The sequence below is a fragment of the Rhizobium sp. FG113 genome (genome assembly GCF_057809895.1).
This window is the reverse complement of the sequence record NZ_JBMDKV010000004.1, coordinates 346,176-367,343: the sequence shown is the minus strand read 5'-3', so window position 1 is coordinate 367,343 and position 21,168 is coordinate 346,176. Positions and strand designations below refer to the sequence as shown.

At 63.5% G+C, this 21,168-nt stretch carries 29 protein-coding genes; 23 read left to right on the top strand and 6 right to left on the bottom strand.

What is annotated here, in order from left to right:
• Nucleotides 1-375: 375 nt before the first annotated feature.
• The gene (locus ACODTZ_RS14845; protein WP_047507597.1) at nt 376-2,505 is read right to left on the bottom strand and encodes a transglycosylase domain-containing protein; all 2,130 of its coding nucleotides are present in this window, start codon (nt 2,503-2,505) and stop codon (nt 376-378) included.
• Nucleotides 2,506-2,690: 185 nt separating this feature from the next.
• Here ACODTZ_RS14845 and ACODTZ_RS14840 point away from each other — a divergent pair, with 185 nt between their 5' ends.
• The gene (locus ACODTZ_RS14840; RefSeq protein WP_146618457.1) at nt 2,691-3,182 is read left to right on the top strand and encodes a YcgN family cysteine cluster protein; all 492 of its coding nucleotides are present in this window, start codon (nt 2,691-2,693) and stop codon (nt 3,180-3,182) included.
• 21 nt (nt 3,183-3,203) lie between these two features.
• On the opposite strand, the gene ACODTZ_RS14835 is transcribed toward ACODTZ_RS14840, so the two are convergent.
• From ACODTZ_RS14835 to ACODTZ_RS14825, 3 genes are all read right to left on the bottom strand, one after another.
• A complete protein-coding gene (locus ACODTZ_RS14835) occupies nt 3,204-3,548 on the bottom strand; it encodes an MmcQ/YjbR family DNA-binding protein (RefSeq protein ID WP_018898950.1) in 345 nt (114 codons plus the stop codon).
• 48 nt (nt 3,549-3,596) lie between these two features.
• Nucleotides 3,597-4,979, bottom strand: coding sequence for an HD-GYP domain-containing protein (locus tag ACODTZ_RS14830; protein WP_489026594.1), 1,383 nt, complete (start codon nt 4,977-4,979; stop codon nt 3,597-3,599).
• 176 nt (nt 4,980-5,155) lie between these two features.
• Complete coding sequence (locus tag ACODTZ_RS14825) at nt 5,156-6,046, bottom strand: hypothetical protein (RefSeq protein ID WP_113037577.1); 891 nt, start codon at nt 6,044-6,046, stop codon at nt 5,156-5,158.
• A gap of 264 nt (nt 6,047-6,310) precedes the next feature.
• On the opposite strand from ACODTZ_RS14825, the gene ACODTZ_RS14820 reads away from it, so the two are divergent.
• Both ACODTZ_RS14820 and ACODTZ_RS14815 read left to right on the top strand, forming a co-directional pair.
• On the top strand, nt 6,311-6,895 hold the full coding sequence (locus ACODTZ_RS14820; RefSeq protein WP_489026592.1) for a hypothetical protein: 585 nt from the start codon (nt 6,311-6,313) through the stop codon (nt 6,893-6,895).
• Between the two features lie 358 nt (nt 6,896-7,253).
• Complete coding sequence (locus ACODTZ_RS14815; RefSeq protein ID WP_489026617.1) at nt 7,254-8,519, top strand: DNA-packaging protein; 1,266 nt, start codon at nt 7,254-7,256, stop codon at nt 8,517-8,519.
• 75 nt (nt 8,520-8,594) lie between these two features.
• Here ACODTZ_RS14815 and ACODTZ_RS14810 read toward each other — a convergent pair whose 3' ends face one another.
• Nucleotides 8,595-8,726 carry a hypothetical protein gene (locus ACODTZ_RS14810; RefSeq protein WP_018898946.1) on the bottom strand — a complete coding sequence of 44 codons (132 nt, stop codon included), beginning with the start codon at nt 8,724-8,726 and terminating at the stop codon, nt 8,595-8,597.
• A 149-nt stretch (nt 8,727-8,875) separates the two neighbouring features.
• Between ACODTZ_RS14810 and ACODTZ_RS14805 the strand changes: the two genes are divergently transcribed.
• From ACODTZ_RS14805 to ACODTZ_RS14730, 16 genes are all read left to right on the top strand, one after another.
• Entirely contained in the window at nt 8,876-9,562 is a 687-nt protein-coding gene (locus tag ACODTZ_RS14805; protein WP_489026590.1) for a hypothetical protein, read from the top strand.
• Between the two features lie 30 nt (nt 9,563-9,592).
• Nucleotides 9,593-9,901 (top strand): Dabb family protein, encoded by a 309-nt coding sequence (locus ACODTZ_RS14800; RefSeq protein ID WP_489026588.1) that lies wholly within the window; start codon nt 9,593-9,595, stop codon nt 9,899-9,901.
• A 171-nt stretch (nt 9,902-10,072) separates the two neighbouring features.
• On the top strand, nt 10,073-10,258 hold the full coding sequence (locus tag ACODTZ_RS14795) for a hypothetical protein (RefSeq protein ID WP_489026586.1): 186 nt from the start codon (nt 10,073-10,075) through the stop codon (nt 10,256-10,258).
• Nucleotides 10,259-10,397: 139 nt separating this feature from the next.
• The gene (locus ACODTZ_RS14790; RefSeq protein WP_113239776.1) at nt 10,398-10,799 is read left to right on the top strand and encodes a hypothetical protein; all 402 of its coding nucleotides are present in this window, start codon (nt 10,398-10,400) and stop codon (nt 10,797-10,799) included.
• Nucleotides 10,800-10,963: 164 nt separating this feature from the next.
• Entirely contained in the window at nt 10,964-12,118 is a 1,155-nt protein-coding gene (locus tag ACODTZ_RS14785; RefSeq protein WP_489026584.1) for a phage portal protein, read from the top strand.
• 48 nt (nt 12,119-12,166) lie between these two features.
• Nucleotides 12,167-12,808, top strand: coding sequence for an alpha-ketoglutarate-dependent dioxygenase AlkB (locus ACODTZ_RS14780; RefSeq protein ID WP_489026582.1), 642 nt, complete (start codon nt 12,167-12,169; stop codon nt 12,806-12,808).
• Nucleotides 12,805-13,065 carry a CopG family ribbon-helix-helix protein gene (locus ACODTZ_RS14775; protein ID WP_111561014.1) on the top strand — a complete coding sequence of 87 codons (261 nt, stop codon included), beginning with the start codon at nt 12,805-12,807 and terminating at the stop codon, nt 13,063-13,065. Before ACODTZ_RS14780 ends, ACODTZ_RS14775 begins: the two co-directional genes overlap by 4 nt.
• Entirely contained in the window at nt 13,062-13,370 is a 309-nt protein-coding gene (locus tag ACODTZ_RS14770) for a type II toxin-antitoxin system RelE/ParE family toxin (protein ID WP_489026580.1), read from the top strand. The genes ACODTZ_RS14775 and ACODTZ_RS14770 overlap by 4 nt, the downstream gene beginning before the upstream one ends.
• A 205-nt stretch (nt 13,371-13,575) precedes the next feature.
• Nucleotides 13,576-13,893: a DUF6107 family protein gene (locus ACODTZ_RS14765; protein ID WP_489026578.1), complete on the top strand. Its 318-nt coding sequence runs from the start codon at nt 13,576-13,578 to the stop codon at nt 13,891-13,893.
• 39 nt (nt 13,894-13,932) lie between these two features.
• Nucleotides 13,933-14,541, top strand: coding sequence for an HK97 family phage prohead protease (locus tag ACODTZ_RS14760; protein WP_489026576.1), 609 nt, complete (start codon nt 13,933-13,935; stop codon nt 14,539-14,541).
• 25 nt (nt 14,542-14,566) lie between these two features.
• A complete protein-coding gene (locus ACODTZ_RS14755) occupies nt 14,567-15,823 on the top strand; it encodes a phage major capsid protein (RefSeq protein WP_489026574.1) in 1,257 nt (418 codons plus the stop codon).
• Between the two features lie 242 nt (nt 15,824-16,065).
• A complete protein-coding gene (locus tag ACODTZ_RS14750; protein WP_489026572.1) occupies nt 16,066-16,635 on the top strand; it encodes a head-tail connector protein in 570 nt (189 codons plus the stop codon).
• Nucleotides 16,635-16,970: a phage head closure protein gene (locus tag ACODTZ_RS14745; RefSeq protein WP_489026570.1), complete on the top strand. Its 336-nt coding sequence runs from the start codon at nt 16,635-16,637 to the stop codon at nt 16,968-16,970. Before ACODTZ_RS14750 ends, ACODTZ_RS14745 begins: the two co-directional genes overlap by 1 nt.
• Nucleotides 16,967-17,389, top strand: a complete 423-nt coding sequence (locus tag ACODTZ_RS14740; protein WP_489026568.1) for a DUF3168 domain-containing protein — start codon at nt 16,967-16,969, stop codon at nt 17,387-17,389. Before ACODTZ_RS14745 ends, ACODTZ_RS14740 begins: the two co-directional genes overlap by 4 nt.
• Nucleotides 17,390-17,473: 84 nt before the next feature.
• A complete protein-coding gene (locus ACODTZ_RS14735) occupies nt 17,474-17,749 on the top strand; it encodes a type II toxin-antitoxin system TacA family antitoxin (RefSeq protein WP_112426353.1) in 276 nt (91 codons plus the stop codon).
• A 3-nt stretch (nt 17,750-17,752) separates the two neighbouring features.
• A complete protein-coding gene (locus ACODTZ_RS14730; protein ID WP_489026566.1) occupies nt 17,753-18,259 on the top strand; it encodes a GNAT family N-acetyltransferase in 507 nt (168 codons plus the stop codon).
• Here ACODTZ_RS14730 and ACODTZ_RS14725 read toward each other — a convergent pair.
• Complete coding sequence (locus ACODTZ_RS14725; RefSeq protein WP_489026564.1) at nt 18,247-19,461, bottom strand: MFS transporter; 1,215 nt, start codon at nt 19,459-19,461, stop codon at nt 18,247-18,249. The genes ACODTZ_RS14730 and ACODTZ_RS14725 overlap by 13 nt on opposite strands.
• Nucleotides 19,462-19,590: 129 nt before the next feature.
• On the opposite strand from ACODTZ_RS14725, the gene ACODTZ_RS14720 reads away from it, so the two are divergent.
• Genes ACODTZ_RS14720 through ACODTZ_RS14705 form a run of 4 tightly spaced genes read left to right on the top strand, consistent with a single transcriptional unit; the run spans nt 19,591 to nt 21,167 of the window.
• Nucleotides 19,591-19,998 carry a phage major tail protein, TP901-1 family gene (locus ACODTZ_RS14720; protein WP_489026562.1) on the top strand — a complete coding sequence of 136 codons (408 nt, stop codon included), beginning with the start codon at nt 19,591-19,593 and terminating at the stop codon, nt 19,996-19,998.
• The gene (locus tag ACODTZ_RS14715; protein ID WP_489026561.1) at nt 19,998-20,375 is read left to right on the top strand and encodes a gene transfer agent family protein; all 378 of its coding nucleotides are present in this window, start codon (nt 19,998-20,000) and stop codon (nt 20,373-20,375) included. Before ACODTZ_RS14720 ends, ACODTZ_RS14715 begins: the two co-directional genes overlap by 1 nt.
• Nucleotides 20,376-20,386: 11 nt before the next feature.
• Nucleotides 20,387-20,632, top strand: coding sequence for a rcc01693 family protein (locus tag ACODTZ_RS14710; protein WP_489026560.1), 246 nt, complete (start codon nt 20,387-20,389; stop codon nt 20,630-20,632).
• A complete protein-coding gene (locus ACODTZ_RS14705) occupies nt 20,622-21,167 on the top strand; it encodes a phage tail tape measure protein (RefSeq protein WP_489026558.1) in 546 nt (181 codons plus the stop codon). Before ACODTZ_RS14710 ends, ACODTZ_RS14705 begins: the two co-directional genes overlap by 11 nt.
• Nucleotide 21,168 lies beyond the last annotated feature (1 nt).

Below are 21,168 nucleotides of genomic sequence, written 5' to 3'. Positions count from 1 at the left end.
GCTCGGTCTTGTGCCGAGCATCTGCCGACGGTGCCTCTCGGGCGACGGTAGTGGATACGTGGCGCCGTAGCGTGCATCCGCACCGTTGCACTCTCGGAGGCGTGCTTAGATCCTCGGGACGAGCCCGAGGATGACGTCGCGCATGGGGTTTTCGCTGTGGAAACAAGCGGTTGACGGTTGTCTTCATCCGCTGTGAGCGCCGACGGCAACCCATCCTCGACGTCATGCTCGGTCTTGTGCCGAGCATCTGCCGACGGTGCCTCTCGGGCGACGGTAGTGGACACTTGGCGCCGTAGCGTGCATCCGCACCGTTGCATTCCGGGAGGCGTGCTTAGATCCTCGGCATGTTGGCCGAGGATGACGTCGCGTGTGGGATCACTCCGCGCTAGCCACCTTCTGCGCCGCCAGCGGTGCGGCGGTCTTCAACTCCTCGCCGATATCCTTCAGCAACTTCGTCGATTCCACCGAGAGCATCCGTGGGCGCACCAAAGGAGGAGGCGCGCCGGCGGCGGGTTTGGTGGCGGCGATGGTTTTGGGGGGCGGAGGGGCGGTGACGCCGGGGATGGCGCGCAGGGTGATGCCCTGGTGGGCGTAGTCCATCAGGCGCTTGAAGGTCATGGCGGGCAGCGTGCCGCCGGTCATCTTGTTGGTCGAGGTGTAGTCGTCATTGCCGAACCAGACGGCGGTGGTGAAATTGCCGGTGAAGCCGATGAACCAGGCGTCGCGATAGGCCTGCGTCGTGCCGGTCTTGCCTGCCGTGAGGATGCCGTTGTCGAGCGCTGCGCGCCTTGCGGTGCCGACATAGGGCACACGCGACAGCATCTGATTCATATAGGCGTCGGCCTGCTCGGAGAGCACGCGCTTCGCCGGCGGCTCGTCCTTGTCGAAATCGTAGAGAACGTCGCCACCGTAATCGAGGATCTGGGTGATGCCGTGGCGCCGCGACTGGTAGCCGCCGGCCGGGAAGACCGCATAGGCGGTCGCCTGGTCCATGACGGTGACTTCAGAGGTGCCGATCGGGATCGTCACGTCGTTTCGAACCGGCGATTCCACGCCGAGATTGGTGGCCATGGCCCGGATGGGCGCAATGCCGAACTTCTCCTTGGCGAGACGGACCGGAATGGTGTTGATCGATTGCGCCACCGCGGTCGCGATCGTGATGCGGCCGGCATAGCGGTTTTCGTAATTGTGCGGGCTCCAGTTGCCCCAGGAGATCGGCGCGTCGACGACGATGCTGTCGGGCGTCATGCCGTTCTCCATGGCCACCGAATAGGTGTAGACCTTGAAGGAGGAGCCCGGCTGGCGCAGCGCCTTGGTGGCGCGGTTGAACTGGCTCTCGCCATAATCGCGCCCGCCCACCATGGCGCGCACGGCGCCGCCGTTTTCGATCATCACCATCGCGCCCTGCTTGGCGTGATAGCTCTCGCCATATTCGCGCAGCGACGTTTCCATCGAATCCTCGGCCGCGTGCTGCAGGCCCATGTCGACAGTGGTGCGCACGATCAGCGAATGCTGGTGGAAGCGCGGCGAAAGCCGCATGGTTTCGTCGAAGGCCCAGTCGAGGAAGAAATCGGGCGATTCCACCTGGTTGCGGTCGACGACGGTGGCCGGGCTGCGGCGTGCCGCGATCACCTGGCCCTCAGTCATCATGCCGCTCTGCACGAGATTGGTGAGAACCTCGTTGGCGCGGCCGCGCGCGGCGGGCAGGTTGACGTGCGGGGCGTATTTCGCCGGCGCCTTGAAGAGGCCGGCGAGCATGGCGGATTCGGCAAGGTTCACATCGGTGATGTTCTTGCCGAAATAGAACTGCGCCGCCGCCGCCGCCCCAAACGTGCCGCCGCCCATATAGGCGCGGTCGAGATAGGTGGAGAGGATTTCCTTCTTCGACAGATTGGCTTCGAGCCAGAGCGCCAGGAAGGCCTCGGTGATCTTGCGGTCGATCGAGCGTTCGTTGGATAGGAACAGGTTCTTGGCGAGCTGCTGCGTCAGCGTCGAGCCGCCCTGAACCACGCCGCCGGCCTGCGCGTTGGTGACGATGGCGCGGAAGAGGCCGATGACGTCGATGCCGAAGTGGCTGAAAAAGCGGCGGTCTTCGGTCGCCAGCACCGATTTGATCAGGCTGTCGGGCAGCTCGTCGATCGGCACCGAATTCTGGTGGATGACGCCGCGATGGCCGATGACGTTGCCATAGCGGTCGAGGAAGGTGACGGCATAATCGCCGCGATTGCGCCAATCTTCCTTGGTAGCTTCAAAGGCGGGCTGGGCAAGGGCAAGCATCAAGACGGCGCCGACCGAACCCCATGTCAGGCCTTCGCCGGCAAGTTCGAAGACGACGCGCTTCCAGCCGCGAACGCGGAAGCGGCGGAAGAAGATGGTGATGTCTTCCCAGATTTCGGCGGAGCGGAAACCGGCGTTCCAGATGGTGGAATCGATCCATGAATCGATCTTCAGCAGCAAGTGGCGTTTCTTGCGCGGCTGCTTTTCTGGATTGTCCGGATCCGTCACGTCTTATATTCCCGCCCGATCAGTCAGTTCGACGTCTGATAGACTGAGGTCGAACTATGGCAAATCTGCCGCTCGCATCCGGGGTAACCGGCGCAGGGTGAATCTTTGGTTGATTTGCCACCGAAGAACAAGAGAAATGGAAAGCACTCACGCGATTTTGCGGGTGCTGTTGCAAGAACGGAATGATGGAAGAGCAACCCTTCTGGAAGCAAAAGACGCTGAACGAAATGACCAATGCCGAGTGGGAAAGCATCTGCGACGGCTGCGGTCTCTGTTGTCTCAACAAGCTCGAGGAGTGGGATAGCGGCGATATCTACTTCACCTCGATCCGCTGCAAGCTGCTGGACAGCGAGAGCTGTCAGTGTTCGAGCTACCCCAATCGCTGGGATTTCGTGCCCGATTGCGTGCAACTGACCAAGCAGAATGTCGACGAGATCCCCTGGCTGCCGCCGACCTGCGGCTACCGGCTGCTGAACGAGGGCCGCGATCTCTACTGGTGGCATCCGCTGGTCTCGGGCGACCCGGAGACGGTGCACATCGCCGGCATTTCGGCGCGCGGCCGCACCATCGACGAGACGGGCATCGATGTCGACAACTACGAGGACTACGTCGTCGACTGGCCGCTGACGGTGGGCGACGATGCGCCGAAGACACCGGATGAGGTTGGCAATCGCTGAGTGGATTCTGGCTGAATCGACTTATGGGGAAGGGATGACAACGAACTGTCTTTGCAGGGTTTTCGGCGCGGCGTTCTGCCAGGAGCGGCGCACCAGATCCTGCACCAGCGCGTCGCTCGCCAGCTGAAAGAACAGCCGCGTCGAGCCGCGCAGGCCCCAGCCGCCGGGAACCGCGATCGTCTCCTTCGGCGAGACCGCCAGCGTCATGTGCTGCTGCTCCGGCGTCAGCCTGACGACGCAATAATCCTGCTCCGGCATGGTGAGAAAAATCCTCGTCCGCACGCGAAAATCGCGTGTGCCGTGATGCGCGCTCTCGACCGCCTCGGGCAGGCTGAGCGCGAAGGATGCAAGCTCTTCGCGGGTCATGATCTGTATTTTAGCACAATAGAATATTGCGAGACCAATCAGAAAAACTCACGCAGCCGCGCGGTCTTCTTCCTCCACGCTATCCGGCCGCTCCAGCTCGGTTCTCGCAAGCGCCCGCTGCAGCGCCTCGATGCAGATAGGGTCATGCGCCTGGCCCGCACCTTCCCAGAGGATCGACAGCGCCTTGGAGATCGGCAGGGCCGCGCGATAGGGGCGGTCGGCGGTGAGCGCGTCGAACACGTCGGCGGTCGAGACGATCCTCACTTCCATCGGGATTTCATCGGCCATTAGCCCGCGCGGATAGCCCTTGCCATCCAGCCGCTCGTGATGGGCGCCGCCGATGCGGGCGAGATCGGAGAAAGCGCCGATATGGGAGAGGATCATCTCCGAGAACTCGGCATGGCGCTTCATCTGGCCCCATTCCTCGTCGTCGAGCTTGCCCGGCTTGTCGAGCACGCTGTTGCTGACGCCGAGCTTGCCGATATCGTGAAGCAGGGCGGCGCGGCGCAACAGCCGGCGGCCCTTCTCGTCGATCCCCATCTCCTCGGCGATCAGGTCGGTAAACAGCGCCACGCGGTCGCTATGGCCTGACGTATAGGGGCTCTTGGCGTCGATGACGCGGGCGAAAGCGGCAGCGATATCATCGAGATAATCGTCATCGGCCATGATCGCCTGCTGGCCGGGCTCGCTGTCGAGCACGATCGTCTCCAGCGCTGGCGAGCGCAGCGTCTGCCAGAAGGTGTCGCGGCCGGCGATGCGGATGAAGGCGGCGGCAAGAGCAGGGTCGAACCAGCTGCCGGCGCGCTTTTCAATCTCTGCGATGGCAGCCTGCGGCCCGGCGCTCATCTGGAAGATATCGGCCACCTGCGAGATGAGCGCGATACGCGAATAAAGCGGGATGTCCTCGCCTGATATCCCGAGCGGCTTGCCGCCGCCGTTCCAGTGTTCGTCGAGGCTGAGCACACCATCGGCCACGCCCTCCGAAAACCGCATCTGTCTCGCGATCTCGGCGCCGCGCTGGCAACGGGTCTGGATCAGGTCGGTGGCGATGCGTCCGCCGTTCTGCAGGATGTTGACGATCCCGCGAAACCGCTCGGCAAGGCCGGCCTGCATGCCGGTATGCGAAAGCACGAAGCGCAGCACCTGGCTGAGGCTTCCGTCGACCAGCTTGAAGTCGCGCTTGAAGGAGAGATCGTCGGCCATGTAGAGCTCGCAGATCCGCGCCGCATTGCTGCTGCAGCCGAGATCCTTGAGGAGCAGCGTGTAATAGAGCTCCTGCAGCGCCTCATCCGCCATGCCGATCTCGCGGCCGATATGGGTGCCGATATAGCAGGCGCGGATGCAATGGCCGGGCGGCTGGCCTTCGGTGAGGTCGAGCGCCTTGCTCAACGCCTCGATGATGTCGGCTAGTCGTATCTGGATGGCCTGCATGTCGATCGCCCCTTGCTGGAAGCGATCCTGAGGGGCGACCGTTGCTAATTGATTAGGATTTACACAAAAAATCCATATTTATCAATCCATTAGACATATGTAAATTGCAATTCTTTCTTTGTTGTAGCTATGATGCAAACCAAGGATAGAGTTGCAACCGAGATGATCCGGATTCGTCAATCTGTGAGTGACTCATCCGGCAAGTCTGCGCCGGCGTTCGCCGCGATGAGAGCTACCGTCGCGCTAGCGCTCGTGAGGCGCATATCTTTGATCATTTCAACGACGGTAATTGCTGCGAGGCTGAAAACGTGGTTTGCTCCAACGCCATCGAGCGTCTCGCGAGGGTGCATTAGTGGGTTACGGTCGAGCGATCGCATACGATCCAGCATAGCGGAAACCTTCTCCGAAGGCTTTTGATTGGCATCGGTGCTTTCGCGCAGTTTTTGGAACGTCAAGATATAGTCGTTCCAACTCTTCATCTTCTTAGTGACGCCAAATGAACGAAGGTATTCGTCCATCACCAATTCAGTCCCTCTTAGCGCATGGAAACCGCAAGCTGTAGGCAAGTCGAAGGCTAGGCACCTTCCGGCGTCATCAAACTCCTTTAACGCTTCTATCGACATTTCCTCGCGGTATTCGCTTGCGATTACATGTGAACCGTTAGCCACAAGCGCTTGAGTTTTGTATATTGCGATTTGGCCCACGGAATAGACATCTACGTCGTGACTTTCCGCCTCAAATACACTTCTAAAAGATTCTATCTTTTTAGGAATCCCGCCATATTCCCAGCTGCTGAAATCTTTCTCAAAATGCTCAGCTGAAAACTTCCCGTCCGGCCAAATGTTGGTTGATATCCAATTTTCGGTTGTGTTCGCAAGATCTGAAGCAGCGTGTTTGCTAGTGCTAAAGCCATTGTCTTGTTGAAGAAAATCACGAAGCTTAGCGGGTAAGTTCCACAGTGCACCATAAAGCGAGCCTCCCTTGGAGCTGTCCAGAGAAGTGGCGCGCTTCGCCTGAGCTAGCAGCTCGGCCAGTTCAAAGTAGTCAAGAAGATTTACGCGTTTCAATTTGGCTGCCTCCTGCTTCACCTGATGGTAGCAGTTTATCAAAAGAATTTACAACCGGGCACTACGGGAAGCAGTTGGGTCTAACCAAATCTTCCGATAATAGGAAAATAATCCTTGACGGCGTAGCGGTGCTTTGATAGGGTTATGGCACAGTCGGAAAGTTGCGGGCGAAAAGCGGCGAGGGGCACGGTCTCCTGGCTGGCCGATAATTGCTGCCGGCACCGCCGCTTCTCCACGCAACGCCTGTTGCCACGGGATTTCCCCATGACCGATATCGACGATTTCGCGCCGGAGCTGTTTGGCCTCTGGCCGGCTCACCATGCTCCCCAATACGATGCCTATGACAACGATCCCGCGCAGGCGGACGTGGACAGGGCAAAGGCGGTGGCCGAGGGCTGCATGCTCGAGACAAAGTCCGCAGCATCGCCGGCCGAAGAGCTGCGGGTGCTGCTCAACGAGATGACGGCCGAGATGCGCGAGCAGTTTTCGGCCTTTCGTGACCTGCGAAGGGCGGCCGAGCAGGCAGCCTCCGGCGGTGGCGACGATGCCGTCGCCAAGCTTGCCCGCGCCGATTTGAAGGCCGCGACCGATGCCATGTCGCTCATCGTCCGCACGCTGGAGAAGATCGACCAGCTGCAGCGCCAGTTTGCCCGCGACCGCGAACAGGCGGCCGAAGAAAGCGAAGCGGCGAGGGGGCTCGACCATGTCAAAGCGAAATTCCTCGCACGCATCGAAGAGCGAGCCGAAACCCGCGCCCGACAATTGCTGGCCGAATGGCAGCGCGACGGCGCTCCCCCAACCATTGACGACGGACCAGCGCCCGCTAGTCGCGAAGCCGAACCGGATTGAGCGGCGCGTCGCGGACGCCAATACGGGCAAGGTCGCTGGCGCCTTGCTGGACTACAGTCATAAAATGGATGCGATCGTGGCGAAACGGGCTGATGACCGCGCGGTGATCCTGGGTGCCGGCAGCTCCGCCGCCGTGTTGATCGGGGTGATGTCGCAGCCGGATAAGGGGACGGTGGCAGCGGCTGTTTCCGGTGAGGCGCCGGTGGTTGACGCTGTGGCGAGCGGTGTGCCTGGGTTTCCCAATGCCGACGTGCATGCCGGCGCTGATATCAACGCCAACGCTGATGTCGATGGTGGTGACGATACCGATGCCGGCGCCGGCGTCAATGTGGGCCAGCCCAATCTCTCGCTGGCCGACATGCTCGACCTTCCCGCCGAAGACCTCGCGGAACGGCTGAAGCTCTGGCCGTCGCTCGGCAATCTCTGGGCCTTCACCGGCCGCGACGAACAGCAGCCGCCGCCGGGAGACTGGCGCACATGGCTTATCATGGGCGGGCGCGGCTCGGGCAAGACGCGGGCAGGGGCCGAATGGGTGCATGCGATTGCCAGCGCCGGACGCTCCTCGGATCTGCGCATTGCGCTGATCGCCGAAACGCTTGGCGACGCCCGCGAGGTGATGATCGACGGTATCTCGGGCATCATGCGGATCGCCCGCAGCCGCCGTCCCGAATTCGAGATCTCCCGCCGCCGGCTGGTCTGGCCGAACGGCGCGGTGGCGCAGATATTTTCATCTGAGGATCCTGAGAGCCTGCGAGGGCCGCAGTTTCATTTCGCCTGGAGCGACGAACTCGCCAAATGGAAGCACGGGCAGGAGACCTGGGACATGCTGCAGTTTGGCCTGCGGCTCGGCACCACGCCACGCCAGCTGGTGACGACGACGCCGCGCCCGGTGCCGCTTCTGAAGGCGCTGATATCGGACACGACGACGCTGACGACGCGCATCAGCACCCGCGCCAATGCCCAAAACCTGGCGCCCGGCTTCATCGACGCGCTGGCGGGCCGCTATGGCGGAACGCGGCTGGGGCGGCAGGAGCTGGATGGCGAGCTAATCGAGGATCGCGAGGATGCGCTCTGGCGCCGCGAGATGTTCGATGCGGTGACGATCCGCCTTTCCGGCGATCTCCGCCGCATCGTCGTGGCGGTCGATCCGCCGGCGGCGGCGGGGCTGAATTCCTGCTGCGGCATCGTTGTCGCGGGGCTGGATGCGAGCGGCCGCGCGGTGGTGCTGGCCGATTGCTCGGTGGAGGGCGCAAGCCCGGCGGGCTGGGCAAGCGCGGTGGCGAAAGCCTATCGCCGCTTCGCCGCCGACCGCGTGGTGGCAGAGATCAACCAGGGCGGCGATATGGTCACCTCGATGCTGAAAAGCATCGACGAGACGCTGCCGGTGACGACGGTGCGCGCCACGCGGGGAAAATTTCTGCGCGCCGAACCGGTCGCCGCACTCTACGAGCAGGGGCGTGTCGCCCATGCCGGGCGCTTCATGGCGCTGGAAGATCAGATGTGTGATTTCGGCCCGGATGGGTTATCGCAGGGCCGCTCTCCCGACCGGCTGGATGCTCTGGTCTGGGCGCTGACGGCGTTAATGCTTGAGGGTGGCGGGGAGCCGCGTGTGCGGGGTATTTGAAGCCTTGAGGGCGTATTGGCCACTCCCGGAGGAGCAGCCCGTGAGGGGGTGTTTGACACCCCCGGGCACTTGCGCTTAACGCTGCTGTTGCTGCGTCGCCGGACGTTGTGCCTGCGGCACGGGGCGAACCTGGCGCCACTCGCTTTCGAGTTGGTCCGTTACATGCTGGGGAATGATCGGCTGATTGCTGTGAACGGGCTGCGTCATGCGGTCCTCCGAAGACGAATTGAATGATGGATCATCACTGCCATGTGCCAAACGGTCTGTAAATCATGGCTTTAAACACTTTAAACGATTAAATTAAATTTAATCGATTAAGGACAGGACGTCCTCATCAGCTTTTAGGATTACACGCTATGGTTATCCACATCGACAGGCGGTTTTTCTTCGACACGGTGCGCGAGGCGCTGTTCAAGGGCACGCTTTCGGGCCCGCAGGTCGAGGGCATGACGGCGATTCTGAATTTCTGGGAAGAGCGCATGGCCGATGCCGATCCGCGCTGGCTGGCCTATATCCTGGCGACCGCCTTTCACGAGACGGCCTATACCATGCAGCCCGTGCGCGAGACGCTGGCGACGACCGATGCGCGTGCCGTCGAGATCCTGGAAAATGCATTCGCCAGCGGCAAGCTCTCCTGGGTGAAGACGCCCTATTGGCGACCCGACGAGGACGGCAAGAGCTGGCTCGGCCGCGGCCTGGTGCAGCTGACCCACAAGCGGAACTACGAGGCGATGAGCGTTCTCACCGGCATCGATCTCGTCGCCGAGCCGGACCGGGCGATGGAGATGGGGCCGGCGGTATCGATCCTGATCGAGGGCATGGTTCAGGGGAGCTTCTCCAAGCACAAGCTCGCCGACCACCTGAACGAGACGAATGACGACTGGATCAACGCCCGCCGCATCGTCAACGGCACCGATCGCGCCGAGAAACTGGCGGGCTACGGCAAGACCTTCCTCGCAGCCATAAGGCCCGAGCAGCCGACGGGGTGGTTCGCCCGGTTGAAGCAATGGGTCTGCCGTGGTATCGCCCGGCTTATCGGTTAAAGCGATCCATCAGACATACAGGAGTTCCGCGTGATCCGTCACATCGTCTTCTTCACGGCGCCGATCGAAAACCTGGAAAAGGTGCGCGAGGGCCTGTCGATCCTCACCGCAATCCCGCACGCCAGGCTGCTCGAAATCGGCACCAATGTGAAGACCGACCAGCTCGGCACCGAGGTGGATCTCGTGGTCTATGGCGAGTTCGACGACGAGGCAGCCCTTGCCGCCTACAAGGCGCACCCGAACTACCAGCTCTCCATCGACCTCGTACGCCCGATCCGCGAAATGCGCATGGCGGCGGATTACGAGAGCGACCTGGCGGTGAAGCAGCCGCTGGGGTGATTGGAGGCTTAGCCGTTCGTGCCTGTGGTTCGCCAACGAGGCGGCCTCGGAAATTGGATTGTTGCTAACAAGAACTGCCTGTAAAATCATTGCGACTGGAATTCAGTTGTGATGATGGGCGATCAATCGCGTCAACCGGATGCGTAACTGTCTGATCGACGGGAAAGATCTATGAAGCCGATCACCTACAAGGGCTATCAGGCGTCGGTCGAGCGTCAGGATGGCACGCTGTTCATCAAGATACTGCATGTCGACGATCTCCTGCTTGCGGAGTGCGAGGATTCGAGGCTCTTGGAAGCAACTGCGCGGACGCTGATCGACGACTATATCCAAACCCGCATCGAACTGGCCGCTTGATCTTTACCGCCACTGTTCCAGTGCGCCGCAAACGCACCGGTTGCCGCCGCGTGCATATTTCCGGTTTTAATTCAACCTGAAGTCGGATATTCCCATTGGGTTGGGAAAACACACGTTTCAGGAGATAAAATTGAAGATCATGGTGATGACGGCGGCGCTGCTGCTTTCGGGCGCGGGCTTGGCTGAGGCGGCTTCCTGCGAGGCGAATTTCAAGGTGTCGGGCGTGCCGATGGTGACGGCGCTGAGCTACAAGACGTGGCAGGAGTTTCCGAAGGCGAAATCCGCGGCCGTCTTGAAGAACCTCGCCCAGGCGGTTGCCGCCGAGGGCTTCTCCGGCATCAAGGTGAACAAGGAACTCTCCTCGGTCGACGCCTTCCAGGAAACGACAGGCAGCGGCCGTATCCAGACCCTGCGCGTCGTCGCGCGCCAGAAGGGTGCCGGCGTGCGCGTCGATGCCGTCTTCGATATCCAGGCCGGCCAGCTGACCACCAAGGAAGTGGTGCGCACCGGGCTTTGCAACATCATCGGCTCGGCGCTGTGATAGTTGCGGCCGGACGTGAGCCGGCCGCGCGTCGTTCTTGAGCAGCCACGTCGCGGGGACATGCCCGCGACCGCTGCCCTCGAGACGGCTTGGGCCTAATCGCCCTATGCAGACGATAGCATCGGCCAATTGAGCGCCGGTCGCAAACATCAGGAAACCGGATCATGAACCTTCGATCTCTCCTGCCGTGGGGCTCCGCGGCGGGCCGCACATCCGTGCCCGAACGCAAAGCCGCCGGCTTCTTGTCGCTGACATCGGAGGGCAGGGCGAGCTGGACCGGCCGCTCCTACGCGGCTTTGTCGCGCGAGGGCTTCATGCGCAATCCTGTGGCGCATCGCTGTGTGAGGATGGTCTCGGAGGCCGCCGCTTGCGTACCGCTGCTCATCTACGAGCAGGATCGCGAACGGCCGGACCACCCGCTGCTGCATCTGCTGCGCCAGCCGAATGCCCGCATGAGCGGCCCCGATTTCTTCGAGGCGCTCTACGGCCATCTGCTGCTCTCGGGAAACGCCTATGTCGAACCGGTCGAGATCGGCGGCGCGCTGCGCGAGCTGCATCTGCTGCGGCCCGATCGCATCGGTATCGTCGAGGGTCGCGACGGCTGGCCGGAAGCCTATGACTATCGCGCCGGCGGCCTCGTCCGCCGCTTCCCCGTCGAGACCGACGGGCTCGGCCTGCTGCACCTGAAACTCTTCCATCCGCTCGACGACCATCTCGGCTTTCCGCCGCTCGCGGCAGCCCAGGTGGCGCTCGATCTCTCCAATGCCGCAGCCACCTGGAACAAGGCGCTGCTCGATAACTCGGCGCGCCCTTCCGGCGCGCTCGTCTACCAGCCCAAGGAGGGCGGCAATCTCTCGCCCGATCAATATGAGCGGCTGAAGCAGGAGCTCGACGAGGGCTATTCCGGCCCGATGCGCGCCGGCCGGCCGCTGCTGCTCGAAGGCGGGCTCGATTGGAAATCCATGGGCCTTTCGCCCAAGGACATGGACTTCGTCGAGGCCCGCAATGGCGCCGCCCGCGACATCGCGCTCGCCTTCGGCGTGCCCCCCATGCTGCTCGGCATCCCCGGCGACAACACCTACGCCAACTACCAGGAAGCCAACCGCGCCTTCTACAGGCTGACGGTGCTGCCGATGCTGACCCGCACGCTGGCGGCGCTCTCTTCCTGGGCGGCGGCAGGCTATGGCGACGGGCTGCGGCTTGAGCCGGATCTCGACAAGGTCGCGGGTCTCTCGGCCGAACGCGGCGAGCTCTGGAAGCGGGTGGGCGAGGCGGCGTTTCTGACGGAGGAGGAGAAGCGGCAGGCAGTGGGGTATTGAGGGGGTGGGCATCTGGTCAATTGCACCCATGGAGTGTAAGTAAGAGTTATGCACTCCATATTGCCCGACGGTCTGACATACCAGCCGGATTTCATCTCCAAGGAGATGGCCGACGTGCTCGTCGCGGCCCTGGATGGATCGCCTTGGGACGAGACCCTGAAGCGCCGCGTCCAGCATTTCGGATACCGCTATGACTATCGCGCCCGGGCGGTGACCGGTGATGCCTATCTAGGGGCTCTGCCGTATTGGCTCCGCGACGTGGTCGCCCGCCTGGTCGCGGCGGGGCACTTCCCGCATCCGCCAGATCAGGTCATCGCCAACGAATATCATCCGGGCCAGGGGATCAGCGCCCATGTCGATTGCGTCCCCTGTTTCGGCGACAATATCGCCTCGCTCAGCCTGTTGTCGCCGTGCGAGATGATCTTCCGCCATCCCGCCACCGGCGAGAAACGGACGTTGACGCTGGAGCCGCTTTCGCTGCTGAAAATGGATGGCCCGGCGCGCTATGAATGGACACATGAGATTCCGGCGCGGCTTGCCGATATCGTCGACGGCGAGAAGCGCCCACGCGGACGGCGAATATCGCTGACATTTCGCAATGTGGTCAGGACGACGAGTGCGGGGGCAACATTGAGGCCCGCTTCGAAATTTGTTATACAGCGTATTACAAATCGAGGAGCAAGCCGATGACCAAGCCCGTTCTCTCCGACCCGATTGCCCTGCGCATTCCAGAAGACATGCTGAAGGACATCGAGACCATCGCCAAGGCCACCGACCGTAGCCGCAGCTGGGTCATCGTCCGGGCGCTGAAATATTACCTCATGGAAGAAGGGAATGATGTTCTGCAGACGCTGAAGGGCGAAGAGCAGATCCGCAATGGCGAGACCGTCGATTTCGAGGAGTTCATGCGGGAATTGACGTCCTCTCCCAGAGATGACGCGGCATGATGAAGGTCATTCTTTCAAAGGATGCCGCGGACTATCTCAGCCACGAATATGGCTATCTGAGCGCGTTCAATTCCCGCGCTGCCGACGCCGCCATGGCGCGAATCCGGGGCGGCATCAGAAGGCTTGCCGCCTATCCCCAGGTCGGCGCTCCGGTGCCCTTGTTGACGGGACGCCGCCAGTTGGTTGTCGGCCCCTATATCATCACCTACCGTATCGGCCGCGATGCCATCATGGTCTCCGACATCACCCACGGCAGGCAGCGCGAGCAGCTGGACAGGGACGACGGGCTCGACGAGAGCGACTGACGCGTCACGAGTATCGCGCGGGTTTTGAACCTTGTTGGGCCGATCTCGTCGGCAATTGATTCATCGTGTGAACCGCCGGACTCAATCTTGGAGCGGCTGCCCGCAACAGACTCAAAAGACAGCAGAATTGAACCGGCCGCCGCATCGCCGCAGTGGAAGTCCGGCGCGCCTCGCGCACTCCATCACACCACAAAGGCCCAAACCAATGGCCGACTTCTCCAACGATACCGGGCTCTGGGCAACCAGGGCGCTGGGCGCGTCGGCGGGTGCCGCCGTGTCGCTGATTTATCTGCTGCCGAAGAGCCGGCGCGAGGCGGCGAGCCGGTTCTTTACCGGGCTTTCCTGCGGCATCGTCTTTGGCGGCCCGACGGGGATCTGGATCGCCGAGCGGCTGGATCTGGTCGATCGGCTCTCCGCGGTCGAGGTGATGCTCTCGGGCTCGGCCGCCTCCAGCCTCTGCGCCTGGTGGGGGCTCGGCATTCTCCAGCGCATCGCTGGCCGATACGGCGCCCGTAACCGGTAAGCCTGCCGGCCAAATATTCATCAAACGAGGAGCATGATCATGACCGCAAGCCGCGCGCTGGCGCGATCTCCCACGCGCCTATCTACCCGGGCCATTCCCGGCGCGGATACGCGCAAGTTCGCCAATCTGGAGCTGCGCGGCCTCAGCCGCGACGGCACATTTTCCGGCTATGCCAGCGTCTTCGGCGAGGTCGATCTCGGCAAGGATGCGATCGAGCGCGGCGCCTTTCTGCGCTCGCTGAAGACACGCGGCGCGGCTGGCGTGCGCATGCTCTTCCAGCATGATCCGGCCGAGCCGATCGGCGCCTGGAAGACGATCCGCGAGGATAGTCGCGGGCTCTATGTCGAGGGCGTGCTCGCCGATGGCGTCAGCCGCGCCCGCGAGGTGCACCAGCTTTTGAAGAACGGCGCGCTCGATGGCCTGTCGATCGGCTTTCGCACCGTCCGCGCCAAGACCGACGCCAAGTCTGGCGTGCGCCGCATCCTCGAGGCCGACCTCTGGGAGATCTCGGTGGTGACCTTCCCCATGCTGCCGTCCGCCCGCGTGCAGAACATCAAGAATGCGCGGTGGTTCCGCGACAAGGAGACCGAGCTCGTCCGCGCCATGCGCCGGGCCGCCCGGATGATGCTGCAAGACACATTCAAGTAGACCCTTCACAAAGGATGATCCCGCAATGACCAAAATGCAGATTGCCGAGAAGACCGCCCCCGAAATCAAGGCCGCGCCGGAAATGACCGCCGCCTTCGACGAGTTCATGGAAGCCTTCGAGGCCTTCAAGGAAACCAACGATGCCAGGCTCGGCGAGATCGAGCAGAAGCTGACGTCGGATGTCGTCACCCGCGACAAGATGGACCGCATCAGCCGCGCCATGGACGAGCAGAAGAAGGTGCTGGACCAGCTGGCGCTGAAAAAGGCCCGCCCGCCGCTCGGCCGCACCGCATCGATGGGCGCCGAGACCACCGAGCACAAGCAGGCTTTCGAGCAGTATATCCGCCGGGGCGACGAGGCCGGCCTGCGCGAGATCGAGGCCAAGGCGATGTCGTCAGGCTCGGGCGCCGATGGCGGCTATCTCGTGCCCGACGAGACGGATAGCGCCATCGGCCGCCGCCTGCAGGTGGTGTCGCCGATCCGTTCGATCGCTACGGTGCGCCAGGTCTCGGGTGCTGTGCTGAAGAAGCCCTTCGCGATCTCGGGCATGGCGTCCGGCTGGGTGGCCGAGACGGCGGCGCGCCCGCAGACTAATGGCGCCCAGCTTGCCGAGCTCTCTTTCCCGACCATGGAACTCTACGCCATGCCGGCCGCCACCCAGGCGCTGCTCGACGATGCCGCCGTCGATATCGAGGCCTGGATTTCGAGCGAGGTCGACACCGTCTTCGCCGAGCAGGAAGGGGCGGCCTTCGTCGCCGGCGATGGCATCAACAAACCGAAGGGCCTGCTGGCCTATACGGCAGTCGCCGACAGCGCCTGGAGCTGGGGCAATCTCGGCTACATCGCCACCGGTGCCGCCGGCGGCTTCAAGGCGACCGGCGCTTCCGACACGCTGATCGACACGATCTATTCGCTGAAGGCGGGCCATCGCCAGAACGCCAACTTCGTGATGAACCGCAAGACCCAGGCCGAGGTGCGCAAGCTGAAGGACGCCGAAGGCCGCTACCTCTGGCAGCCGCCGGCAACGGCCGGAGAGGCCGCCTCGCTCGTCGGCTTCCCGGTCGTCGAGGCGGAAGACATGCCCGATATCGCCGCCAATGCGATGGCCATCGCCTTCGGCGATTTTCGGGCGGGCTATCTGGTGGTTGACCGCACGGGGGTGCGCGTGCTGCGCGACCCGTATTCGGCCAAGCCGTATGTGCTGTTTTACACGACGAAACGGGTCGGCGGCGGGGTGCAGAACTTCGAGGCGATCAAGCTGGTGAAGTTTGCGGTGAGTTGAGTGGGTGAGGGGGGCGGTGGTGCAGCCCCGAAGGTGGCAACGCTCTGCCGTGCACCCCCCTCATCCGACCCTTCGGGCCACCTTCTCCCCGCGGGGGCGAAGGGGAGGTCGGCGCGAGCGGCCCACTCCGAGTCTCTTCTCCCCAGCGGGGAGAAGGTGCCGGCAGGCGGATGAGGGGGCCACACGGAACAACGTCTCTTCCACACCCCAAGCCATCTCACCAAGCCACCAGGAACCCCACAATGACCTACGCCCTCGTCACCCCACCCATCTCCGAACCCATCACGCTCGCCGAGACCAAATCCCACCTCCGCCTCGACGACGCCAGCGAAGACGCGCTGCTCGCCGCCCTCATCCGCACCGCACGCGAACACCTGGAGCGCGCAACCGGCCTCTGCCTCATCACCCAGACCTGGCGCCTCTATCTTGATTCAATTCCTGAAGACGGCGTGATTCAGATCGCGAGAGGTCCCGTCCAAACCATTGAAAGCCTGACACTTTACGACGCCTCAGGCGAAGCGATCGCTCTCCCGCTGACCGGCCACATCCTCGACGGCCACGCCCACCCGGCGCGCCTCGTGCTCGGCCGCGTAGTCAGTCCGAGTCAGCAGATCAACGGCATCGAGATCGACTTCACTGCCGGCTTCGGCGAAAGCGGCGCCGAGGTGCCGGATACGCTGAAGCGGGCGGTGCTGATGCATGTCGCGCAGATGTTCGCGTTCCGCGGCACGGTCGCGGTCGACGACCAGCCGGCCGATATCCCGGCAGGCTACGACCGCCTGATCGCGCCCTTCATGGTGAGGAGGCTCTGATGCGCTCGGTCCTCTTCGACCCCGGCCAGATGACCGCGCGGCTGGCGCTGGAAGCGCCGGTGGAGACGCCGGACGGGCAGGGCGGCGCCACCGTCTCGTTTACCGAAATCGCCTCGTTCTGGGCCCGCATCGAACCGGTCAGCGAACTGTGCGAGGAGCAGGCGGGTGCCGACGTCTTCACGCTCACCCACCGCATCTGGCTGCGCTTCCGCGACGATATCCAAGCCGGCATGCGGCTGCGCAAGGGCGCGCGCGCTTTTGCGATCCGCGCTTGGCGCGACCCGGACGAGCGCGGCAACTATCTCGTCTGCCTGTGCGAGGAGGAAGGCCAATGAGCGCCGCCAACCAATTGCTGACGGCGATCCAGACGCGCCTCGCCGACGATGCGGAACTGTCGGCCATGATCGGCCCCGAAGGCCTGCGCGACCGTCTGGTCTCCGGCCGAAAACTGCCCGCCGTCATCGTCGCCGATCTCGCAAGCAACGACTATTCCACAGCGACCGAGACCGGGGCCGAGCACCTGCTGACGCTCGAAATCTGGACCGACGCCGGCGGCCGGAAGGAGGCAGCGACCATCGCCGAGCACCTGCGCATGCTGCTGCACGACGCGCCGCTTTCGCTGGAAACGCACCATCTCGTCGGCCTGCTGCATCTTTCGACACGCACCCGGCGCGAACAGAAGACAAGGCTGCATTTCGCCGAGATCCGGTTCAGGGCGGTGACGGAGCTGGCGGTCGAGGTCTCGGGCGGCTGAGAGCTCAAATCTGGACGGCGGTACAGTATTGCTGTATGGACATTGTCCATACGAATTCATGTGTCCGCATGCGGAGCGACTGACATGCCCGGCGTCAAGAAAAGCGAAACCATCAACCTGCGCATCGATACTGAGACGCGCGAGATCATCGCGCGCGCCGCCGCCGTCAGCGGCAAGTCGCTCACGGCATTCATGACCGAGGCGGCGTTTTATTCGGCCCAGAAGGAGTTGCTCGATCAGCGTTTCATCGGCGTCGACGCGGCTGTCTTCGATGCTGTCGAGGGGCTTCTCGACGAGCCGGCGAAGGTCAACGACAGGCTCGTCGCGCTGTTCAAATCAAACGCCGAATGGATCGACTGACGGATGTTTCGCAAGCCCGTTCCTCTCGGCGAGCACCATCTTGTCGATGATTTCGACAGCGGCAAGCCGGCGCTGGATGGCTTCCTGAAGGACATGGCGCTCTACAATCAGCAGCAGGAATATACCCGGACCGTCGTCATCGCGACCGAGGATTACCGCGTCGTCGGCTATCACTCGCTGTGCGCGGGCATGATCAGCCGCAACAGCGCGCCGAGGCAGGTCAAGGGGCACCGGGCGCCGGGCGAAATTCCGGTCGCGCTGCTGGCACGGCTTGCGGTCGACCGCCGCCATCAGAATATGGGGCTGGGCAGGGCATTGCTGAAGCATGCGCTGATGTCCGTCGTCTCCTCATCGCGTTCGGTCGCCTTTCGCGCCGTCATGGTTCATGCCTTGGACGATGAAGCCGAGGCCTTCTACCTGAAATTCGGCTTCCGCGCCGCCAAGGGTCTCGAGCGCACGCTGCTTTTGCCGACGAAGGACATCGTGGCTTCGCTGGCTCAGGCGACCTGAGCAACCGGCTTGGCGCGGCGGATGAGGCTTGCCAGCCTCAGCACCAGGCCGAAGGCGAGTGCCGCGAGCGTGCAGCACAGGGCCATCACCACGCCGGCGCCGGCGCGGTCGAGGATGGCGGTGAAGATGATGGGGGCGGCGGCGTTGGCGATGTTTTGCGGCAGCGAGAGGCGGGCGGCCTGCAGGCCGTATTCGCGCGGCGAAAACAGCGCCAGCGGCAGCAGCGCGCGGGCAACCGCCATGACGCCGGCGCCGAAACTGTAGATCACGATGAAGCCGACGAGCAGCGATGTCGAGGGCGGGACGATGAGGATCAATCCGAAGCTCGCCACCATCAGGCCGATCCCGGCGATGGCGCTGACGATCGGGCTGCCGCGCTTACCGAGCAGCATGTCCATGCCGCGCGCCGTTATGCCGATGACGCCGCGCGCCGAGCCGAGCTGCAGCGCGAGCACAGGCGAGGCGCCGTATTGGCGCAGGACCTCCAGCAGCGATGGCGCCAGGCCGAAGGTCACGAAGCTTGATAGCGTCGTTGCCGCCGCAAGCAGCAGGAAGGCCTTGCGTCGATCATCAGACGAAAGGTCGACCGGCGCCGCATGCATCTCGGCGGATCCCTCTTGAGCGGCGACCGGGCGCGGCAGGCCGAAGAGATAGAGCGGCAGGCAGACGCACAATTGCAGCGCCGCGCAGATGACGAAGGTGATCCGCCAGCCGAACTGGGCATCGAGCAGGCTGAGGATCGGCCAGAACAGCGCGCTGGATAGGCCGGTGAACAGCATCAGGATGGCGATGACGCGTTTGCTGTTGAGGCCCTCGCGCTCGACGACGGCCGTATAGGTCGGGGTCGTCAGGCCCAGCGCGCCGCCGATGCCGATCACGATCCAGGAGATCGTGTAGAGCACGATGCCCTCTGTCGCCGCCAGCATGAGAAGGCCGGCGGCGAAGGTGACGGATGAGGCGGCAAGCACGGGCACGGCGCCGTGTCGCTGCAATAGCCGGCCGATCGTCGGGCCGAGAAGCGCAAGCACGACCATCATCACGGTCAGGCCGCCGAAGACGATCTCGTTCGCCAGCCCAAGATCGGGCGCGATCACCCGGCCCATGACGCCGAGCATGTCGAATGTCGTGCCCCAGCCGATGAGCTGCGTGACGGTGAGCACGGCAATCATCTGTGTCGAACGCAGAGGGAAGGCACGGGACATGGCGGGGATTTCGGCGAAGGGAAGAGACGAGCTGGTCCTAACATCTTCGCCACCAGGTTGAAAGTGACAAGTCGATGACATCGCGGGCGTCCCTCTCGGGGCGCTTTTTTTCGTGGAAGGGATGAGGCCATGGTGGCGCAGAAGGGCAAGGATCTGCTGTTGAGGGTTTTCAACGGCACGGATTATGAAACGGTGGCGGGGCTGCGTTCGAAGCGGCTGGCCTTCAATGCCGAGACGGTGGATGTGACCGATGCCGAAAGCGCCGGGCGCTGGCGCGAACTCTTGGGCGGCGCCGGCGTGCAGCGCGCCTCGGTCTCGGGGGCAGGCATCTTCAAGGACGCGGCCTCCGACCAGCTGGTGCGCAACGCGTTTTTCAATGCCTCGATCCTGAGCTGGCAGATCGTCGTGCCGGATTTCGGCAGCGTCACCGGTCCGTTCCAGGTAAGCGCGCTCGAATATTCCGGCCAGTATAATGGCGAGGTTATGTTCGAGCTGGCGCTGGAATCGGCCGGTGCGATCACCTTCGAGGCGCTGTGATGGCGGCCCGCACGGCAGTGGAACAAGCGGCAGGACGAAGGGCCAATCGCAGGCGTGGCGAGATCGAGGCCGAGATCGACGGCGAGCGGCGGGTGATGTGCCTGACGCTGGGCGCGCTGGCCGAGCTTGAGACGGCGTTTTCGGTCGATAGCCTGAATGGCCTGGCCGAGCGTTTCGCCGGCGGCCGGCTGAAGGCGGCGGATATGATCCGTATCATCGGCGCCGGCCTGCGCGGCGGCGGCAATCTCTATTCCGACGAGGATGTGGCGGGGGCCGATATCGAGGGCGGCATCGGTGGTTATGCTGCGATCGTCGGCGATTTGCTGATGGCGACGTTCTCGGGGGATGGCGCGGACGCCTCCGCGCGCCCCCTCTAGCCGCAGCGGGCATGGAGACGACGGACGGTGCGGGGCCCACGCCTTTCCCCTGGGCGCGGGTTCTGCACGTCGGTCTCTGCCTGCTGCGGCTTCCCCCGCAATCCTTCTGGGCGATGACGCCGGTGGAGTTTCACGCAGCCGCCGGTGGGCTCTCGCCACCGCGTCCCGCCGTCTCCCGCGCCGATCTCGATGGGCTGATGGCCCGTTTTCCGGACAGCCGGGCAAGCTTAGACACGAGGAACGACCATGAACGATGACCAGACCGACCTGTCGGCCATGACCGACGAGGCCGCGACGCTGCGGCGCGCGCTCGACGATCTGGAGGGCCGCTCGCGCTCCTTCGGCTCGGCGCTGTCAGGCGCGCTGCGCGGCGCGGTCTCGGGCGGTAAGGGGCTGGATGATGTGCTGCGTGGGCTGGCCAATCGGATGACGGATATCGCGCTACAGGCGGGGTTGAAGCCGCTGGAGACGATGCTCTCTGGCGCCGCCTCCAGCCTATTCGGTGGCGCCGGCAAGCTGCTTCCCTTTGCCGATGGCGGGGTGGTCTCGCAGCCCACCTATTTCCCTCTCGGCGGCGACATGGGGCTGATGGGCGAGGCTGGCAGCGAGGCGATCCTGCCCTTGCGGCGCGGCGCCGACGGTTCGCTCGGCGTTGCCGCATCGGGGGCGGGGGCCGCACCGCAGATCGTCTTCAACGTCACCGCGACGGATGCCGAGAGCTTCCGAAAGAGCGAGGCGCAGATTTCCTCGATGCTGGCGCGCACCGCGATGCGCGGCCAGCGCAACCTGTGAG

Coding starts and splice junctions, on each gene's coding strand:
- ACODTZ_RS14805 (WP_489026590.1), top strand. CDS start 8,876: ATGGTTATCCACATCGACAGGCGGTTTTTCTTCGACACGGTGCGCGAG.
- ACODTZ_RS14755 (WP_489026574.1), top strand. CDS start 14,567: ATGACCAAAATGCAGATTGCCGAGAAGACCGCCCCCGAAATCAAGGCC.
- ACODTZ_RS14815 (WP_489026617.1), top strand. CDS start 7,254: ATGCTCGACCTTCCCGCCGAAGACCTCGCGGAACGGCTGAAGCTCTGG.
- ACODTZ_RS14785 (WP_489026584.1), top strand. CDS start 10,964: ATGAACCTTCGATCTCTCCTGCCGTGGGGCTCCGCGGCGGGCCGCACA.
- ACODTZ_RS14795 (WP_489026586.1), top strand. CDS start 10,073: ATGAAGCCGATCACCTACAAGGGCTATCAGGCGTCGGTCGAGCGTCAG.
- ACODTZ_RS14765 (WP_489026578.1), top strand. CDS start 13,576: ATGGCCGACTTCTCCAACGATACCGGGCTCTGGGCAACCAGGGCGCTG.
- ACODTZ_RS14720 (WP_489026562.1), top strand. CDS start 19,591: ATGGTGGCGCAGAAGGGCAAGGATCTGCTGTTGAGGGTTTTCAACGGC.
- ACODTZ_RS14715 (WP_489026561.1), top strand. CDS start 19,998: ATGGCGGCCCGCACGGCAGTGGAACAAGCGGCAGGACGAAGGGCCAAT.
- ACODTZ_RS14775 (WP_111561014.1), top strand. CDS start 12,805: ATGACCAAGCCCGTTCTCTCCGACCCGATTGCCCTGCGCATTCCAGAA.
- ACODTZ_RS14735 (WP_112426353.1), top strand. CDS start 17,474: ATGCCCGGCGTCAAGAAAAGCGAAACCATCAACCTGCGCATCGATACT.
- ACODTZ_RS14770 (WP_489026580.1), top strand. CDS start 13,062: ATGATGAAGGTCATTCTTTCAAAGGATGCCGCGGACTATCTCAGCCAC.
- ACODTZ_RS14710 (WP_489026560.1), top strand. CDS start 20,387: ATGGAGACGACGGACGGTGCGGGGCCCACGCCTTTCCCCTGGGCGCGG.
- ACODTZ_RS14780 (WP_489026582.1), top strand. CDS start 12,167: ATGCACTCCATATTGCCCGACGGTCTGACATACCAGCCGGATTTCATC.
- ACODTZ_RS14840 (WP_146618457.1), top strand. CDS start 2,691: ATGGAAGAGCAACCCTTCTGGAAGCAAAAGACGCTGAACGAAATGACC.
- ACODTZ_RS14705 (WP_489026558.1), top strand. CDS start 20,622: ATGAACGATGACCAGACCGACCTGTCGGCCATGACCGACGAGGCCGCG.
- ACODTZ_RS14750 (WP_489026572.1), top strand. CDS start 16,066: ATGACCTACGCCCTCGTCACCCCACCCATCTCCGAACCCATCACGCTC.
- ACODTZ_RS14740 (WP_489026568.1), top strand. CDS start 16,967: ATGAGCGCCGCCAACCAATTGCTGACGGCGATCCAGACGCGCCTCGCC.
- ACODTZ_RS14830 (WP_489026594.1), bottom strand. CDS start 4,979: ATGCAGGCCATCCAGATACGACTAGCCGACATCATCGAGGCGTTGAGC.
- ACODTZ_RS14730 (WP_489026566.1), top strand. CDS start 17,753: ATGTTTCGCAAGCCCGTTCCTCTCGGCGAGCACCATCTTGTCGATGAT.
- ACODTZ_RS14835 (WP_018898950.1), bottom strand. CDS start 3,548: ATGACCCGCGAAGAGCTTGCATCCTTCGCGCTCAGCCTGCCCGAGGCG.
- ACODTZ_RS14760 (WP_489026576.1), top strand. CDS start 13,933: ATGACCGCAAGCCGCGCGCTGGCGCGATCTCCCACGCGCCTATCTACC.
- ACODTZ_RS14790 (WP_113239776.1), top strand. CDS start 10,398: ATGGTGATGACGGCGGCGCTGCTGCTTTCGGGCGCGGGCTTGGCTGAG.
- ACODTZ_RS14725 (WP_489026564.1), bottom strand. CDS start 19,461: ATGTCCCGTGCCTTCCCTCTGCGTTCGACACAGATGATTGCCGTGCTC.
- ACODTZ_RS14810 (WP_018898946.1), bottom strand. CDS start 8,726: ATGACGCAGCCCGTTCACAGCAATCAGCCGATCATTCCCCAGCATGTA.
- ACODTZ_RS14745 (WP_489026570.1), top strand. CDS start 16,635: ATGCGCTCGGTCCTCTTCGACCCCGGCCAGATGACCGCGCGGCTGGCG.
- ACODTZ_RS14820 (WP_489026592.1), top strand. CDS start 6,311: ATGACCGATATCGACGATTTCGCGCCGGAGCTGTTTGGCCTCTGGCCG.